The organism is Microcoleus sp. Pol12B4 (assembly GCF_036701385.1).
Taxonomy (GTDB): Bacteria; Cyanobacteriota; Cyanobacteriia; order Cyanobacteriales; family Microcoleaceae; genus Microcoleus.
Genome location: NZ_JAUBQR010000007.1, coordinates 44,743 through 61,982, shown reverse-complemented (window position 1 = coordinate 61,982; position 17,240 = coordinate 44,743). Strand labels below are relative to the sequence as shown.

Below are 17,240 nucleotides of genomic sequence, written 5' to 3'. Positions count from 1 at the left end.
ACTTGGCGCGCCGTCTGGATATTCACGGACAAATGAACGTGATGCCGCGACATTTTCCTAATTCCTTGACTGAGAATAGACTCGACAACAGTGCTACCTGTTCCGTGATATAAAATATCTGGGGGAACAGCGGGTTCTAACTGCAAGTCAACCTCTACGCTGTGTCCTTGGTTAGCACGAATTAGAGTACCCGTTTCGTCAAATGAAAAGCGCTGCTTGTCGTTTTGCGCGACTACTTTTTTGAGTTCTGCAAGCTGAACAGGAAAGTTATTTTTTTGGCACGCATCGAGGAGTTCGCTAACAGGAACCCAGCCACCGGGAGCGAGTTCAAGGCCGATGCGCGATGGCGCGTGGCGCAGGTGTTTGCTGAGATATCGGCTGATTTTTACTAATCGAGAATCGTTCATAATTTTACTTTATTTATTGAGCTTTTAAATCCCCTATTACAAAATGTCACTAGCGGGTTGTATCGTTGAGTGGATGCGGGTTTGTTGCATCTGTTTGCACTGCCAGAGGGCGCTTGAGTGAACCCGCCTCTACAGGTTTTCGGAAAATGATTACCGGATGTAAAAAATGGTTTTACGCGCTAATTATGGCGGTAATCGACGCCCTTCAGCACCTACATAATTACGTTCTGCGTCCGGGAATAAAAAAGTATTGGGTGTGCCATTTTTCAAGAGCTTTATCTGGTGATAATTATCAAAAACTTTGCCTTTTGCCGAATGCCTTCTACCTTGGGATAACTCCGCCAAAGACAGCAAAATTTAGATAGCGCCAGTGACATCCAGCGTCGGCAAAACCTGCTTCTGCAAGCCACTTTGTCTGCTCTTCCACAGAGGAGGGAATATCTTCTTCTAAATATTTTTGAAACCAGGCTGCATCGTCTTCTCCGTTAGCTTTCATGTACTGCCGCCACAACTGTTCGTATTGCTCAGTCAGCCGGGGAGTAGCACCTGTCACAATATCTCGAATTAGCAAGATTCCCCCTGGATTCATCGAGTGGAAAAGTTTGTGAAATAGCTGTTGTTTGCCTGCGCTGTCGAGGTGGTGGATCGCCAACCCTGAAACTACCAAATCGTAACCGCTGCCGAAATCATCTCCGGCAAAGTTTCCTTGCTGCAAGGTCAGCCGTTCTCGGAAAGCGGACAAGTTAGTTTGGCAAGTTTTCAGCATATTTTGGGCGATGTCAAAGGCTAGGACTTTCGCTTGAGGAAATGCTTGCAGAATCATAGCCGACAGTATGCCAGTTCCCGCGCCTAAATCCAGAACTTTTATGTTACCATTAGTTTCAGAAGGGATTAACTGCAATATTACATCGTGTTGCTCGCGATATCGCGGAATGAGGCGGGGAATTAAGCCGTCATAATCAAATGCTCTTTGTTCAAATTGCTCGCGTACAGCGTCTAAATTCACAGACGATTTTCCTCAAATTGTTAATAGTTGAGTGCGTCAATGCAGTTGGGCAGTTCTCTTCTCTGAAGGTATATTACAGATATAATACAAAAAATTTACATACCTGTCAAGATGTAGAATAAAATAATTTAAAAGAAGTTAGGGACGATCGCCTGATAGGGACTTCGTGTACCCAAACCTAGCCCATATCTGGGAACTGTCTAGCCCTGCACATATATATGCTTGAGTGGATATGAGGCCCAATGGCACAGATCCGAAAGCCTGTGCAAGATGAGACTTTGTGTCAGCTACCAGGAGTAATTGTGAGAAAAAAGTTGATGGTTATGATACCCGTTTAAAACAAGAATGCCACTGTAGGCACGTACTCCACAGCCTAAATTTCTCAGTAATTCCACATAGTAAAATATAAAATATACAATATACAAGGGAATTAGCCCGCAGCCGATGATCGGCTAAACAGGAAAAAATCAGTCCTCAGATTGACAAACTTTAGCCAACTATAAACAAAAATTGAGTTGACTCCCGAGTGGATGTGGTACCTGCCAATTTTTTAGGAAGATGAAGAGATACAAAATATTACACCCGCCTGTGCGGGAAAGAAAATTGTGATAATGAATCAGGATGCGAGTAGATTAGGTGTCAGCCGTCAGGGGAAGATAGAAACAATGGAAATCCAACAACGGAGTAAGGATAAGCCCGATCGCCAGCAACACAACGCGCCCGATCACTCAGGTCAATTTTCTACGACAAAAAAACTAGATTCGTCGCTGCAAGAATATTTAGATTTTAAAATAGCGATCGACCGATCGACACTGGCGCTGAGGACAGACGCGCGAGGAATTATCAACTATGTCAGCGAGCGATTTTGCTCCATCTCCAACTATTCGTGCGCCGAACTAATCGGCTGCCACTTTGGTATCCTCCATTCGGAATATAAATCTTCGGAATTAATCAAAAATCTACTGTCAACTGTTGCCAAAGGTGAAGTTTGGCAAGGAGACATTCAGAATAAAGCCAAGAATGGCAGGGATTATTGGGTGTACTCCGCAGTAGTTCCACTGTTGGACAGCAAGGGAAAACCCTGTCAGTATTTGGCGATCGGATTCGACATCACCGATCGCAAAGCCGTGGAAGCAGCCCAAGCCGAAGCCAACCGGGCAAAAGACGAATTTCTGGCGATCGCCTCCCATGAACTGCGATCGCCCCTGAGCGCAATTTTGGGATGGGCGCAGCTAGCTCGATCGCGCAATTTAAACGAAGCCACCACCAGCCGCGCTTTGGAAATCATCGAGCGCAACGCCAAATTACAAAACCGACAAATAGACAATCTCCTCGACCTCTCGCGGTTGCTGCGAGGGAAAGTGTGCCTGAACATCGGCCAAGTTCACCTCCCGTCGATCATAGAATCTGCGATCGACACCCTCCGTCCCGCCGCCGATGCCAAAAACCTCCGCGTAGAAACACATTTCGACCCCGCCGTAGGCTACATTTGGGCAGATGCAGAACGATTGCAGCAAGTAGTCTGGAACCTCCTTGCAAACGCCATAAAATTCACCCCAGAATCGACACCATACCCAGTGCAAGTGTGGATCGAGCCTACTCCGTCGGGGGTCTTGATTCGGGTCAGCGACAGCGGTTGCGGCATCGACCCCAAATTTCTGCCACACATCTTTGACTACTTCCGCCCTGCAGACAGCTTCCAGAATAAGGAACAAAATCGGCTGGGGCTGGGGCTCTCAATTGTGCGGCAGTTGGTGGAACTGCACGGGGGAAATGTTTGGGCTTCGAGTCCCGGCCTCGGTCAGGGGGCGACCTTTGGGGTGCTGCTACCGAGCGCCAACAAAAATGCACCCGAGGATCGCATTCCTGCGATCGCCCAAAGGGAAAGCAGACCCGGATCGGTTTCCAGACCCCTAGCGGGAAAACAAGTCCTGGTGGTCGAAAGCAGCGCCGAGATCCGCCAATTTCTCAAAACTGGCCTCGAAGCATTTGGAGCCAAGGTAACAGCGGTGGGTAGCGCCTGCGAAGCGATGGCGGAGTTGCAACAGTCGCGACCCGATGTGTTGGTGAGCGATATGACGGTATCGGGAGCCGACGGCTGCGATTTGATCCGCCGCATCAGAGCAATGGAAATGTCCGAACACAGGCAACTGCTGCCGGCCGTGGCGCTGACGGGAGGCATCGAGGAAGAAGATTCGGCATCGGCGCTGGAGGCAGGGTTTCAGAGGCATTTGTCGAAGCCGGTGGAAGCGAATCAGTTGGTGAGCGCGATCGCCCAATTGGCTGGACTGACTGGATTCGGCTCCGGAGAGTGGGGATCGGGAAATATTCGAGCAACCACACCCCATGCCCTGCTACCGGAACCTAACAGTTTGGACGACAAAGATTATCTGGAACAATTAACAAGTGACAGCAGAGAATTACCGCTGTTGCTGGTAGTAGAAGACAACAATTTTCTGCTTGCTTACCTCCAAAGTTTATTAACTCCGTACTATCGAGTCGCCGTGGCGAGGGACGGGGTTGAAGGTTTAGAAAAAGCCAAAAGTTTGCAGCCAAATTTGATTGTTAGCGACCAAATCATGCCCAGACAAAACGGACTGGATTTGCTCAAGGAGATTCGGAACACGCCAGAATTGAAATCTACTCCGGTAATATTTTTGACAGCGAGATCGGGGATGGAAGCTCGAATCGAAAGTTTGGATGCGGGTGCTGACGATTATATTTCAAAGCCTTTTGACGAGAGGGAATTGCTCGCTAGGGTGAGAAATTTGTTGCGATCGCACTCAGCCGAACAGCAGTTGGCGGAGCTCAACCGTCAGTTGCAGCAGCAGAAGCAGCAGTTAGAAACAGTGAATCGAGCCTTGCAGTATTTGGCAAATTACGACAGTTTGACTGAGGTAAGAAACCGCCACTCTTTTAATGAATACCTCGATACGGAATGGCGACGTTTGGCAAGGGAAGAAGCACCGCTGTCTTTGATTATGTGCGACATTGATTATTTCAAACTTTACAACGACACTTACGGGCACCAAGCGGGGGATGAATGTTTGCGGCAAGTGGCGGCAGTGATCCAGCATTCGGTCAAGCGAGCGGCAGATTTAGTAGCGCGTTACGGTGGAGAAGAATTTGTAGTAGTTTTGCCGAATACAGATATTGAAGGTGCCACTTGCGTAGCTGAAATGATCGCACAACAGGTGCGGGGTTTACACATAGCTCACGCTAAATCTGCTGTTAGCGAATACGTGACGCTGAGTTTGGGTGTAGCTTGCTGCATTCCGGCGCCGATGTCGCATCCGGGGGCGCTAATTGCGATCGCCGATGAGTCACTTTATCGGGCGAAAGAAGCAGGGCGCGATCGAGTTTCGGTTGCCGCATTTGAAGGATAATATAATAGTTAAATAAAATTGTATGGTGTGTCAGAGATCGCTCGTTTCGATTTAAACATATTTTTTGGATCGGACGCACCATACAAATATGCTTGCAAACTTGTGCGAATTAAAATTGCTATAAAATAGTTAAATGAGGTCGTGCCATGACAGCAACATTAGACAAAACAAAAGACCAGCGCCTAATTCATTCCGGGATTGATTGGGAACAATTTAAGCTAATCGAGCAGGGATTTTCTGATTCCCCTGGCATCCGAATTTTTTATTTCAAAGGTGAGGTGGAAATCTTGGCAGTTTCGCAAGAAAATGAATCTTTCAGCAGGAGGATCGCAGGTTTGCTGATGGACTACTTTCTTGAAAAAGACATTGAGTTTAACCCGTTGGGTAGCTTTACCCAAGAGAAGGAACAGGAAGTCTCAGTACAAGCTGATGAATCTTTTTAAATTGGCAAGTCAACAGGTATTACCCCCGATATTGCCATCGAAGTAGTGTTTAGCAGTGGGGGAGAAAGCAAATTGAATCGCTACCAAGCCTTGGGAGTACCCGAAGTTTGGTTTTGGGAAGATGGAGTGTTTGGTTTGTATCATTTGCGATCGCACGGATATGAAAAAATTGACCAAAGCGAAGTTCTGCCCGGTTTAGACATTAACCTACTGTCTCGCTGCTTGCTGATGGCTTCTAGGGTTGAAGCAGTTAAGGAGTTTCGGCGCGGGATTTCTGCAGTTTAGAGAAAAAGTGGAATTTGGTTTGTGGTTCTTGACAGCTATGTATTACGAATGTAGTATAGAGTTGCGGTAGAAAAGCTCGATCGACCGACACCAGAAAACAAAATTTAGAAAAAACCTATGCAACCCATCCGACAAGGCGACGTAATTCTCACTCCCGTACCGAAAATCGAAGGAGAAAAAAAACCTCACCTAACTCTCGCCGAAGGTGAAGTCACCGGACATTCTCACCAGATTATTGAGGGACAAGCTGAACTGTACGAAAAAGATGGCACTCTGTACTTGCGGGTGCTTTCACCGACTGCTTTATTGAGTCACGAAGAACACCATGCGATCGCAATTCCCGAAGGTAATTGGATGGTGCGAATTCAGCGGGAATATGAGCCGCAAGGTTGGAGGTATGTCGCAGACTAAGGTTAAAAAACTAACGCCTGAACAAGCAGCTTTGATTCCAGTTTATCGGGAAAAGTGGAGAGCGATCTCGCTTTCCACTGGGCAGATAAATCGCTGGCAAGCTGCGGAAACAATAAAATCGGCTTACAGTGCGATCGGCAAAAAAGCACCGGAAATCATTTGGCAGTCTGTTGGATTTTTGTATTTCGGTTCTTAATTTACCTCATTCCTACGGCAGAAATTGGATTGTTTTTAAATCCATTGTGCAGGATGGCGGCTAGATTTATTCCTATGAAAAAGTTTGCATTATCTGCGAAAAGCCGATCGCACTTTCCGCCGACAGCAACCACCGCTTGCACGGAAAAGGAACACCAGCGGTACTATTTGCCGACGGTGTTTCGATTTACGCCTATCACGGCGTGATTTTGCCCGAATGGTACGGTAGGCTGCACCCGCACCAGTGGCAGTCTAAGTGGGTGTTGAAGGAACAGAATGCAGAAGTTCGGCGCGCGTTAATTCATGGAATTACTTACGATCGCATTTGTCAAGAATTAGAGGTGACAAAATTAGATAGTTGGCAGGAATACACTCTATTAAGCATCGAGTTTGACGATGATTTTGATCAGGTGGGTAATCCAAAGCCTGTTTATTTGTTAAGAATGACTTGTCCGAGCAAGGGATTTATTCACGCTTTGCCCGTGCCTCCTGATGTGCGATCCTCTTCGAGGGCTTCGCTAACGGCTCAAGAAGCAATTCGCTGGGTAAATTGGGGAACCGACCCAGAGGAATTTAGCGTGCAAACATGAATTACTGAAATTTTACCAAACAGGAGTCTAAATTTATTATGCCAGAACCAGAAGCAAACCAACCAATTTATTTCAGCAGCTTTGCCGATTGGTGCAAGCACAAAGATAGTCTTTCAAAAGAGGCAAGACATACAGTTGAAGAGCTGTTAAAAGAGGCTGGCACTTCGGACTGTAATGAAGCCGAGAAGGTACTTTCAAACCTAACTGAACTTTATCTCTACAACAATCTAATTAGGGATATCACTCCGCTGTCGGCACTCACCAACTTGACAAGCCTGTCTCTGGGCTACAATCCAATTAGGGATATCACTCCGCTGTCGGCACTCACCAACCTGACAAAACTATCCCTCTACAGCCATCAAATTACCGACATCACTCCGTTGTCGGGACTCAGCAACCTCACTGAACTTCATCTCACCTCCAATCAAATTACCGACATCACTCCGCTGTCGGGACTCACCAACCTCACTGAACTTCATCTCACTTCCAGTGAAATTACCGACATCATTCCGCTGTCGGGACTCACCAACCTCACTGAACTTTATCTCAACAGCAATCAAATTACCGACATCACTCCGCTGTTGGGACTCACCAACCTCAATGAACTTTGTCTCACCAACAGTGAAATCACCGACATCACTCCGCTGTCGGGACTCACCAACCTGACACAACTATCTCTCATCTGCAATCAAATTACGAACATTACTCCGCTGTCGGAACTCACCAAGCTCACTGAACTGTATCTCGGCGACAATGAAATTACCGATATCACTCCGCTGTCGGCACTCATCAATCTGACGAAACTATCTCTCGGCAGCAATCAAATTACGGACATCACTTCACTGTCAGCACTCACTAACCTGACACAACTATTTCTCGACAGCAATCAAATTACGGACATCACTTCGCTGTCAGCACTCACTAACCTGACACAACTATCTCTCGACAGCAATCAAATTACGGACATCACTTCGCTGTCGGCACTCACTAACCTGACAGAGCTGAAATTCGACACCAATCAAATTACGGACATTACTCCGTTGTGGGGACTCACCAACCTGACCGAACTTTATCTCCACAATAATCCAATTACCGTCTTAAATCTGTCGAGCCAACTTACACAGAAGTACCAGAGGCTATCGACGGCGCCAATTGATTCTCAAAAAGCTACAGAAAGAGTGAAAAAAATCTATGCAGCTATTGGTTTAGAAACACCCCAAGTTATTGTTTGCAGCAGTCCGCAGGTAGCTGATATAAAACTACTCAAACAACTGAAAATTGATCGTATATCGCAAGATAAAACATCGGAAATAGCAGAGAAAAATTTAGTATTGGGAAATTCGTTGTTGAGGGAGCTAATTGCATCTGTAGACATAGGAGTTGCGGGTTGGGAGTTGGGGAATGCTCTGTGGAATCTCATAATACTAGAGCCTAACTCGGATCGCAGACTCGTGTCAGAATTTCAGGAATTCGTTAAAAATTACCTAGAACCGGAGCTATCTGATTTTCTTGAACAAAAGGGCGCGTGCGGGATGTGCAGCGATTCCTACGAGGAAATGTACCTACAATCGGTGGGAGCCGATTTCCTCTTAGATTCTAACTATTTACAGCCACTAACCCCTACGGATCTGGTAAAGGAAATCCATTTGACTGAATTTTTTATCTCTACATTTGGTGTTACTCTCGACGAGAAAGCACAAGAAATATTTCGCTGCAAGCAACAGTTGTTCGAGGATTGCGGTTGGATATTGCCGTTTGAGAAAATTTGCTTAGTTTGCGATCGCCCCCTACACCTTCGCTTTGACAGCGCCAACGAGCTACACGCTGAAGGAGAACCTGCGATCGCATTTGCCGACGGCTACAGTTTATACTTTCACCACGGCGTTAAATTACCCGAAGAATACGGAAAAGTACACCCCGATCGCTGGCAAGCAGAATGGCTTTTATCTGAAGAAAATGCCGAACTTCGTCGATTGTTAATTCAGAGAATTGGTTACGATCGCATTTGTCAAGAATTAGAGGTGACAGAATTAGATAGTTGGCAGGAATACACTTTATTAAGCATCGAGTTTGACGATGATTTTGATGACGATGGTAATCCAAAGCCAGTTTATTTGTTAAAAATGACCTGTCCGAGCACGGGACACATTCACGCTTTGCGAGTGCCACCTGAAGTGCGATCCTCTTCGAGGGCTTCGCTAACGGCTCAAGAAGCAATTCGCTGGGTAAATTGGGATATTGACCCAGAGGAGTTTTCCGTGCAAACCTGAGTAATACAAATTTAAAAAAGTGTTGCTACAATCATTAGTCTTATACCAATTGTTGAAAGTCACAGAACCCTGCGCCGGACTTAGGATCAGCCGTTTCCCTACCTGATCGTCTGTACTTTACTCAACTGAAAACGGCTATATTGACAACAGCCTTAATCCATGAAACACCGATAAACGTTCCGCAGTGTGCCAGTTCCAAGGGTGGAATGCACCAACCACCGATCGCCCAAAAACTCTTAATAACATGAAGAAGAAGCCCACCCTCGATCGAAGGTGGGCTCTGTTCATGCCAGCTTACCGACAGCTAGGCAATCGGGTCTCTTCGCTGGTAGACGTAAAATATCGGAAAAAGATCCGAACGTCCGAAAAAACTTATCGCCCACCATTAAGCTTCAGTTTACCCAACCGGATCGGGAAAATTGCGCCCGTAGCGATGTTCCCCTGAAATCGGGGAACACTGGGGCTTCAACTTTTCAATAGACTTCTGCAAAAAAGCTCGTCTTGGGCCGACAGGATGCCCAACCCCTACTCCGCACAAGAATTAAAACTTTTCGAGAAGTATCATATTCTCCTCTTTAAATTTGATTGGCCAACCGATTAGGCATCGTGATCGTGTGCAAAGCGACGAAACAGGAAATCTAGGGCGTAGTTCCGCAAATTGTAGTATTCCGGATCTTCCATCATTTGAACCCGATCGCGCGGACGCGGAAAAGGAATCTCCAAAACTTCGCCAATTGTCGCCGATGGGCCATTAGTCATCATCACCAGTCGATCTGCCAAAAACAGCGCTTCATCAATGTCGTGAGTAATCATCAACACCGTACAGCGGTGATCATTCCAGATTTTCAGCAATTCTTCCTGCAATTCCTCCTTAGTAATTGCGTCCAGAGCACCAAAAGGTTCGTCTAAAATCAGCACTTTCGGGCGAATTGCCAAGGCGCGGGCAATAGAAACCCGCTGCTTCATCCCCCCCGAAATTTGCGGCGGTCTTTTCTCAGCAGCTTCTGTCAATCCCACCATCGCCAAATGTTCTTTGACGATCGCATTTTTTTCCACCTTCGACTTATTCGGAAATACAGCATTAACCGCCAGATAAACATTTTCAAACACCGTCCGCCAAGGCAGCAAAGCATAACCCTGAAACACCACCATGCGATCGGGGCCCGGCTTCGTAATGCGCTCTCCGTTAATTGACACGGTGCCCTGGCTCGGATGACTAAAACCCGACACCATATTTAACAGTGTTGATTTGCCGCAGCCTGAGTGTCCGATCAGAGCAATAAACTCTCCCTCAGCTACATTTAGATTGACGTTTTCTAAAGCCCTGTAACCGTTTGGATATACTTTATAAACATTGTCCATCACCAAAAAAGGTTGGCGGCGGCTTTTTCCCCGCTGGATTTGAGTTTTGGTGTTCGTCTGGTTTTTAGTAGTGTTGAGCATGGGTTTAGGAAATTGTGAGTGGGTGATTCGCAAAGAAAGAAGGAAGTTCTGCAACGAGCAATGTACGGGATTTAACGGATGTAACGGAGGTCATGAAGAGGGAATTGATCACTAGCAATTAACAGCTAAACAGCAACAACTAACTATTAGCAATTACCCTGTTTTTATCGAACTAAAAACCCCTCTAAGCAGCTCGGCGGCCGGAATCGAGTATAACTTCAGCCATTGTGAAATCGCGTTTAATCGCCAGATTGTTGAGATAGCCGATCGGATCGTCAGCATTAAACACCGAGCCGTCAAACAAGCTGAGAGAACCGCGAGTGTAAGTAATATCAGCCATCCCCAGCTCTCGCGCCGCCGTGCTGAACGCACCGACTCGCACCACCCGTTCCAGAATTTCCACCCAGTTGCGCGGGAACACAGTATCACCCCAGCGCGCCATCTGCACCATGTGCCAGAGTTGTTCGGTGCGGCTTGGGCGATTCACCCCCTCTCCAGAAAACAAGTGGTGGGCGTATTCCCGCATCGGAGTATCGAGGTTGCAAGCAACAGATTTCGGGTCGCCTAGTTGGATGTAACTCTTATCAGTAGCGACGTACTCCCTTCCCGCGACAATTTCCGAAACCTCGGCGGCGTGATTTGGATCGGCGCAATAGTGGCAAGCTTCCAGCAAAGCTTTGACTAGAGCAATGTGAGTGTTGGGATAAGCATTTGCCCAGTCTTCCCGCACCCCCAGAATTTTCCCGGGGTGTCCGGGCCACAGTTCCAAATCTGTCGCCACCGTAAAGCCGACTCCTTCCATCGAAGCCCGCAAGTTCCAAGGTTCGCCGACGCAGAAACCGTCAATAGTGCCGCCCTGCAAGTCAACGATCATCTGAGCAGGTGGGATATTTTTCAGCAACACATCGCGATCCGGGTCAATGCCACCGGAAGCCAGCCAGTAACGCAGCAAAAGGTTGTGCATCGAAGACGGGTGAACGATGCCCATACGGTGCGTTTGCGCGGGCGTTCTCTGGAGCATTTTTTTAAAGTCTCCCAGAGTGTAGATCCCTTGGTCGTAAAAGCGCCTCGCGAGGGTAATTCCATTGCCATTGCGGCTCATGGTGAGGGCTGTAACCGTCGGAATCGGCTTCTCTTGGTGGCCCCCCAAGCTCAACCACACCGCCATTCCAGAGGGCATTTGAGCTGCGTCTAAGTAACCTGCGGCGATGCCGTCTACGATGCCGCGCCAGCTTGTTTCCCGCACGAGGTGGACTTCATCGAGGCCGTGCTTGGCAAAAAAGCCTTTTTCTTTGGCGACAGCGAGGGGAGCACAGGCTGCTAGGGGAATAAAGCCGAGTTCGAGGTTGACTTTTTCCAGGCCGTGGCGAGCGATCGCGGGTACTTTCCGCGCCCGCAGTTTTTTGACGCGCTTCTGCTGGTTGAGGAAGTAAATCATTTCGCTACGTAGAGCGTAGTAGCTGGGGTGTGAGACTACTTCCATCCGTTTGCGGGGGCGGGGGATGTCTACTTCGAGAATGCCGCCAATCTTCGATTCTGGGCCGTTGGTGAGCATGACGATTCGATCGCTCAGCAACACGGCCTCATCCACATCGTGCGTTACCATCAGGGCGCTGATTTCGTACTCTTGGCAAATTTCCATCAACTTTTCTTGCAAGTTGCCGCGAGTCAAAGCATCCAAAGCGCCGAAGGGTTCGTCTAAGAGTAACAGTTTGGGGCGCAGGGCCAGAGCACGGGCGATCGCCACGCGCTGTTTTTGTCCGCCCGACAGCAGTGCGGGTTGCTTCTCGGCATGGGGCGTCAAGCCCACCATATCGATGTGTTTTTGGATGATTTCGAGGCGTTCCGCCTTGGGTAAGCCACTCATTACCGAGTCTACGGCTAGGGTAATGTTTTCTCTGACCGTCCGCCAAGGTAGCAGCGAATAGTTTTGGAATACTACCATGCGATCGGGGCCTGGCTGGGTGATTCTTTGTCCTTCTATTGTCACCAATCCTTCTGTTGGCAGATCCAAACCTGCCACCATATTTAGTAGCGTAGATTTACCGCAGCCTGAGTGTCCTATCAAGGAGATAAATTCTCCTTTTTTAATTTCTAAGTCGATGCCTTTGAGGGCTATGTATGTGCCGCCGTCTGTTAAATTAAATACTTTTCCGACTTGTTCTACTGCAATCAAAACAGACATGATTTTCTTGCCTTTTTTGTAGGTTTGTTATTTCGATAGCTGCTAATTAACTTCCCAGGCAGAGCCGAGAAGTAGATTGGAGGGAGAGACGGGAAGTATAAATCCTGTGACTCAGTTACCCGTAGAATATTATCTACTGCTTCCCTGTTCTTCCCTCTTCTTCCTTCGTGTCATAAGCGTCTTCGCGGTTAAATAATCCTAATTCTTCCGACCCCAAAGAAGTAACTCAAAACTACTTTCCTTGAGAAGGAGCAATCTTTTGCTGCAACCAAGCCATCATGCGATCGAGCAACAAACCAACAGCCCCAATGTAGAACACCGCTAACAGAATTTCGCTGATGTAGTTTTGCTGGTAAGCATTCCAAATAAAGAAGCCGATACCCGTAATCCCAGACATCACGATTTCCGCAGCAATAATCGCCAGCCAAGCCAAACCGATCGCAATTCTCAATCCTGTGAAGATATAAGGAAGCGCTGACGGAAACAAGATATTCATGTAATATTCCTGACGAGAAAGTTGCAGCACTTTCGCCACGTTGTTGTAATCGTCGGGAATTTGGCGAACACCTTCAGCCGTGTTGATTAAAATCGGCCAAACTGAAGTGATAAAAATCACGAACAAAGCAGCAGGTTCGTTTTGTTGCAGTGCAGCCAGGGCAATGGGCACCCAAGCCAAAGGCGCCACCATCCGCAAAAACTGAAAAAGCGGATCTAAAGCGCGGTTTAGAAAAGGATTTGTACCTACCAAAACACCTGTACCAATTCCCACAACGGCCGCGAGAGTGTAGCCTTTTGCCACCCGTTCCAAACTCGCCAACGTCTGCCAAAATAAGCCAATTCCGTAGGTTTTGGAGTTCATGAAAGGATACAGCAACAAAATCCGTGTCCGTTCGTCAGTCCAAATGCTGATCGGCCCTGGCAGTTTGATCAGTCCCGTACTTGACAAGAATTGCCAAACCAACAGAAACCCCAAAACTCCTAAAATTGGCGGCAAGATATTTGGGGAATTCTTCTTCCAAAACTCGCCAAAAGCTCCTTGTGCATTGCCGCCTCTCCGACTTGTACTTACAGCCATGCTGCTAATCTCCTATGTCTGGTGCTGTGTATTTTCGAGACTAAATTTCGAGACTAAATTATGGGAAGCTAAGACCCCATCACACTTTTTTAATTGCCAAACTCTTGAGATAAGCTTCTGGCTTTTCCGGGTTAAATTCTGTGCCGTCAAAGAACTTTTCAACGCCGCGAGACGTACTTTTCGGAATATCAGCATCAGCAACTCCGGCTAATTTTGCTGCGGCTTTCCACAAATCTTCGCGGTTGACTTTATCGATGATTGTCTTAGAATCTGCCAAGGTTGTTGTCGGCAGGAAACCCCAGCGAACGCTTTCGGTTAAAAACCACAAATCGTGACTCTTGTAGGGATAAGAAACGTTGCCGAGGTCGTCTTTCCAGTACAGCGGACTCATCTTGAAATCGTCGATCTCTGGTTGGCCGTCACCCATGAGGTACTTGCCCTGGTAGGGAGGTGTCAAAACTGCCGGAGCTACGTCAAAGTAGTTTCTGCCAGAAGTAATGGCTACTAATTCTGGGCGATTTTCTGGTTTGTCGCACCACTGCTGCGCTTCGATCAGTCCTGCTAGCAGGGCTTCTGTGGCCTTGGGGTGTTTGTCTACCCAGTCGCCACGAATAGCGAGATATTCCTCTGGGTGATCTTTCCAGATTTGGCCAGTCAGGGCGGACATGAAGCCGATGTCCTCTGTGACGATCCGCAGGGGCCAGGGGTCGCCGGTACTGAAACCGTCCATGCTGCCGGTTTTCATGTTGGCTACGGTTTGCGCTGACGGTACTGTTAGCAACTCGGCTTCTGTGTCGGGATCGATGCCGTTAGCTGCTAGCCAGTAGCGAATCCAAAAGTCTTGGTTGGCTTTGGGGAAGGTGTAGGCTGCTTTGAAGGGCGTGCCTGCTTTTTTGAGGCCTTTCATGTAGTCTTGGGCCGCTTGGTCTAGTTTGAGCCCGATGCCTTTGCCTCGGTGTTTGGCTGCGATCGCAATTCCATTCCCTTGAGTGTTCAACTGGGCTAGAACATACATGGGGATTTGGACGCTGTTTTTGGTAATCAGGCCTTTACTAATTTGATAAGGCATCGGCATTTGCCACTGGCCGCCGTCAATGCCGCCGCCGGCAGATCCAATTTCTACGTTATCTCTTGCCGAGCCCCAGTTTGCTTGCTTAGCAATCGTGACTTCGGTCATGCCGTATTTGGCAAAAAAGCCTTTTTCTTGGGCAATGATTAAAGGTGCTGCTTCGACGATCGGGATATATCCCAATGTGATTTTAGTGCTTTCAATTCCTTCGACTCTTTTCTCGTTGGCAACAGCCACTACTGAGGTAGCTGCAGGTATTGCGCCGTCAGCACCGGCAGTTGCACCAGGTTCTGGGGGATTTCCCAAACAACCTTTGAGCAGTATTGAACCCAGGGCAGATGCACCTGCTGTGACGATAAATTTGCGCCTGGAAAATTGATCGGAAAATCTTGTCATAGTCTAGCCTCGCTGCAATTCATAATCTTCTGTAACGACATCACTGAAGTTTATCAATGCGCTTTTTTTCTGTTCGCTAATTGGGTTGAGCGAACTGTTTTGAGCGCAGGTTGGCAGGAGGGAGCAAAAGATTTATCGCTAGCATAAGTCTTTAAACTATCCCTGCTGATTTGACTTTTTTGATTAATATCGATATTTCGAGCTGCCGAGTTGTGTGAACTCACTTTTTGCGAGCCGCACGTTTCCTTGGCTTCGTTATTAGCTTACCGTACTCTTGCGGAAATTATAAAACAATTATTAAATTTGATTGATAAGCAAATCTTTTAGGAGTGCGCTATCGATAAGCAGGGCTGTTTCCTTCTCTTGTAGGGCTGCCCCCTGTGGCTGCCCCAATCCCACCAAATGCTTAATAAATCCTGGATAGGGAGGGTCGGCACGGAGGCACGACAAGAGTCAAAACGCTGGTTTTCCTGACAATGAAACAGCCCTGTATCGATAAGGATGCCTTGGGAAGAGCTATCGGGTTTGCTTATCAAAACTCTTCAAACCAAGATTTGCTGGGTGAAAGTTGTAGCGAATGCCGATCGGGGGGCTTTCAAATCTATTGTCAATAAGCGACAAATATCGCCACCACCACACATTTACTTTGTTAATATATCTTTACTTTTTTTGAGTCGTTAATTGTAGTAAATTATACAGAAATAATTATTATTTTACGCTTCTGCTGTTTTCACACGGTTAACTGGTTTTCAGTGGTGGACTAAAATTGGCGCTTAATCGTAAGTGATTTACCAAACTAAATATTAAAGGCTAAAACTTGAGAGTTCAGAATATTAGAGGTACAACATCATGACACTTATAGTTGCAGACAAACACAGAAATTTACAAAGATCGATCGCAGTTACTTGTAGCGCGATCGTCCTAGCATTATGTGGAAGTGGACTATCTGCTGATGCCGCCGAAACGCGATCGTCCAACAGTAGACGAACATTTGCTGATTGGTGTCGCCAAAAAGCTGATTTGAGTCCTGAAGCTAAACATACTGTTGAGGTGCTGTTGAAAAAAGCTGAGACTACAAACTGTGATGAGGCCGATCGGAAACTTTCGAGTCTCATTGAACTCGACCTCATCAACAATTCTATCAGCGACATCAAACCATTGCAATCCTTGACCAACCTGACTGATCTAGACCTCACATTCAATCAAATCAGCGACCTCAAACCGCTAGAATCCTTAACTAATCTGATCGATCTCGACATCAGGAGCAATAAAATCAGCGACCTCAAACCGCTAGAATCCTTAACTAACCTGACTGTACTCTCCCTCGGCGAAAATCAAATCGGTGACATCAAACCGCTAGCATCTTTGACTAACCTAAAGCGTCTAGAGCTCTGGAAAAATCAGATCGGTGACATCAAGCCGCTAGTATCTTTGACTAACCTAACTTTGCTCTGGCTCAGCGAAAATCAGATCGGTGACATCAAACCGCTAGTATCTTTGACTAACCTGACTTCACTCAACCTCAGCTACAATCAGATCGGCGACATCAAACCGCTAGTATCTTTGACTAAACTGACTTCGCTCTGGCTCGACAAAACTCAAATCGGCGACATCAAACCGCTAGCATCCTTGACTAACCTGAAACAGCTCTTCCTCTACAACAATCAGATCGGTGACATCAAGCCGCTAGCATCCTTGACTAGCTTGACTGAACTCTGGATTAACAACAATCAGATCGATGACATCAAACCGCTAGCGTCCTTGACTAACCTGACACAGCTCGACCTCAGCCACAATCAGATCGATGACCTCAAACCGCTAGCATCTTTGACTAACCTGACCGATCTCAGGCTCGACAGCAATGAAATCAACGACATCAAACCGCTAGCATCTTTGACTAACCTGACTTATCTCCGGCTCGTCAACAATCAGATCGGTGACATCAAACCGCTAGCATCTTTGACTAACCTGACTGAACTCGGGCTCAACGGAAATCCGATCGCTCCCAAAACTTGTCCCCTCAAACCAGAGTCTATCTGTCATTGGGAACCCTTAAATTAAATGCTAAAACTTTACAGG

General features: G+C 47.2%; 14 protein-coding genes. 8 read left to right on the top strand and 6 right to left on the bottom strand.

From position 1 onward, the window contains the following. A partial coding sequence (locus tag QUA38_RS02375) for an RNA 2'-phosphotransferase (RefSeq protein WP_333158858.1) occupies nt 1-407 on the bottom strand: 407 nt, incomplete at its 3' end. Between the two features lie 322 nt (nt 408-729). Continuing rightward, nucleotides 730-1,413, bottom strand: a complete 684-nt coding sequence (locus QUA38_RS02370) for a class I SAM-dependent methyltransferase (RefSeq protein ID WP_333158856.1) — start codon at nt 1,411-1,413, stop codon at nt 730-732. Between the two features lie 611 nt (nt 1,414-2,024). On the opposite strand from QUA38_RS02370, the gene QUA38_RS02365 reads away from it, so the two are divergent. From QUA38_RS02365 to QUA38_RS02335, 7 genes are all read left to right on the top strand, one after another. Further along, nucleotides 2,025-4,799 (top strand): diguanylate cyclase, encoded by a 2,775-nt coding sequence (locus tag QUA38_RS02365; protein ID WP_333158854.1) that lies wholly within the window; start codon nt 2,025-2,027, stop codon nt 4,797-4,799. A gap of 146 nt (nt 4,800-4,945) precedes the next feature. Then, nucleotides 4,946-5,242 (top strand): hypothetical protein, encoded by a 297-nt coding sequence (locus tag QUA38_RS02360; RefSeq protein WP_333158852.1) that lies wholly within the window; start codon nt 4,946-4,948, stop codon nt 5,240-5,242. Then, a complete protein-coding gene (locus QUA38_RS02355; protein WP_333158862.1) occupies nt 5,243-5,527 on the top strand; it encodes a Uma2 family endonuclease in 285 nt (94 codons plus the stop codon). Nucleotides 5,528-5,644: 117 nt separating this feature from the next. Next, complete coding sequence (locus QUA38_RS02350; protein ID WP_006632553.1) at nt 5,645-5,938, top strand: hypothetical protein; 294 nt, start codon at nt 5,645-5,647, stop codon at nt 5,936-5,938. Next, nucleotides 5,925-6,134, top strand: coding sequence for a hypothetical protein (locus QUA38_RS02345; RefSeq protein ID WP_333158850.1), 210 nt, complete (start codon nt 5,925-5,927; stop codon nt 6,132-6,134). The genes QUA38_RS02350 and QUA38_RS02345 overlap by 14 nt, the downstream gene beginning before the upstream one ends. Nucleotides 6,135-6,198: 64 nt before the next feature. Beyond that, nucleotides 6,199-6,723 carry a DUF6745 domain-containing protein gene (locus QUA38_RS02340; RefSeq protein ID WP_333158860.1) on the top strand — a complete coding sequence of 175 codons (525 nt, stop codon included), beginning with the start codon at nt 6,199-6,201 and terminating at the stop codon, nt 6,721-6,723. A 38-nt stretch (nt 6,724-6,761) separates the two neighbouring features. Then, nucleotides 6,762-8,993: a leucine-rich repeat domain-containing protein gene (locus tag QUA38_RS02335; RefSeq protein WP_333158848.1), complete on the top strand. Its 2,232-nt coding sequence runs from the start codon at nt 6,762-6,764 to the stop codon at nt 8,991-8,993. Nucleotides 8,994-9,590: 597 nt separating this feature from the next. Here QUA38_RS02335 and QUA38_RS02330 read toward each other — a convergent pair. From QUA38_RS02330 to QUA38_RS02315, 4 genes are all read right to left on the bottom strand, one after another. After that, nucleotides 9,591-10,436 carry a nitrate ABC transporter ATP-binding protein gene (locus QUA38_RS02330; protein ID WP_333071208.1) on the bottom strand — a complete coding sequence of 282 codons (846 nt, stop codon included), beginning with the start codon at nt 10,434-10,436 and terminating at the stop codon, nt 9,591-9,593. A 184-nt stretch (nt 10,437-10,620) separates the two neighbouring features. Further along, a complete protein-coding gene (locus QUA38_RS02325) occupies nt 10,621-12,621 on the bottom strand; it encodes a nitrate ABC transporter ATP-binding protein (RefSeq protein WP_333158846.1) in 2,001 nt (666 codons plus the stop codon). 232 nt (nt 12,622-12,853) lie between these two features. Then, entirely contained in the window at nt 12,854-13,696 is an 843-nt protein-coding gene (ntrB, locus tag QUA38_RS02320; RefSeq protein ID WP_333158843.1) for a nitrate ABC transporter permease, read from the bottom strand. A 79-nt stretch (nt 13,697-13,775) separates the two neighbouring features. Next, on the bottom strand, nt 13,776-15,161 hold the full coding sequence (locus QUA38_RS02315) for a CmpA/NrtA family ABC transporter substrate-binding protein (RefSeq protein WP_333158841.1): 1,386 nt from the start codon (nt 15,159-15,161) through the stop codon (nt 13,776-13,778). Between the two features lie 849 nt (nt 15,162-16,010). On the opposite strand from QUA38_RS02315, the gene QUA38_RS02310 reads away from it, so the two are divergent. After that, on the top strand, nt 16,011-17,222 hold the full coding sequence (locus QUA38_RS02310) for a leucine-rich repeat domain-containing protein (RefSeq protein WP_333158839.1): 1,212 nt from the start codon (nt 16,011-16,013) through the stop codon (nt 17,220-17,222). The last annotated feature ends 18 nt before the right edge of the window (nt 17,223-17,240 follow it).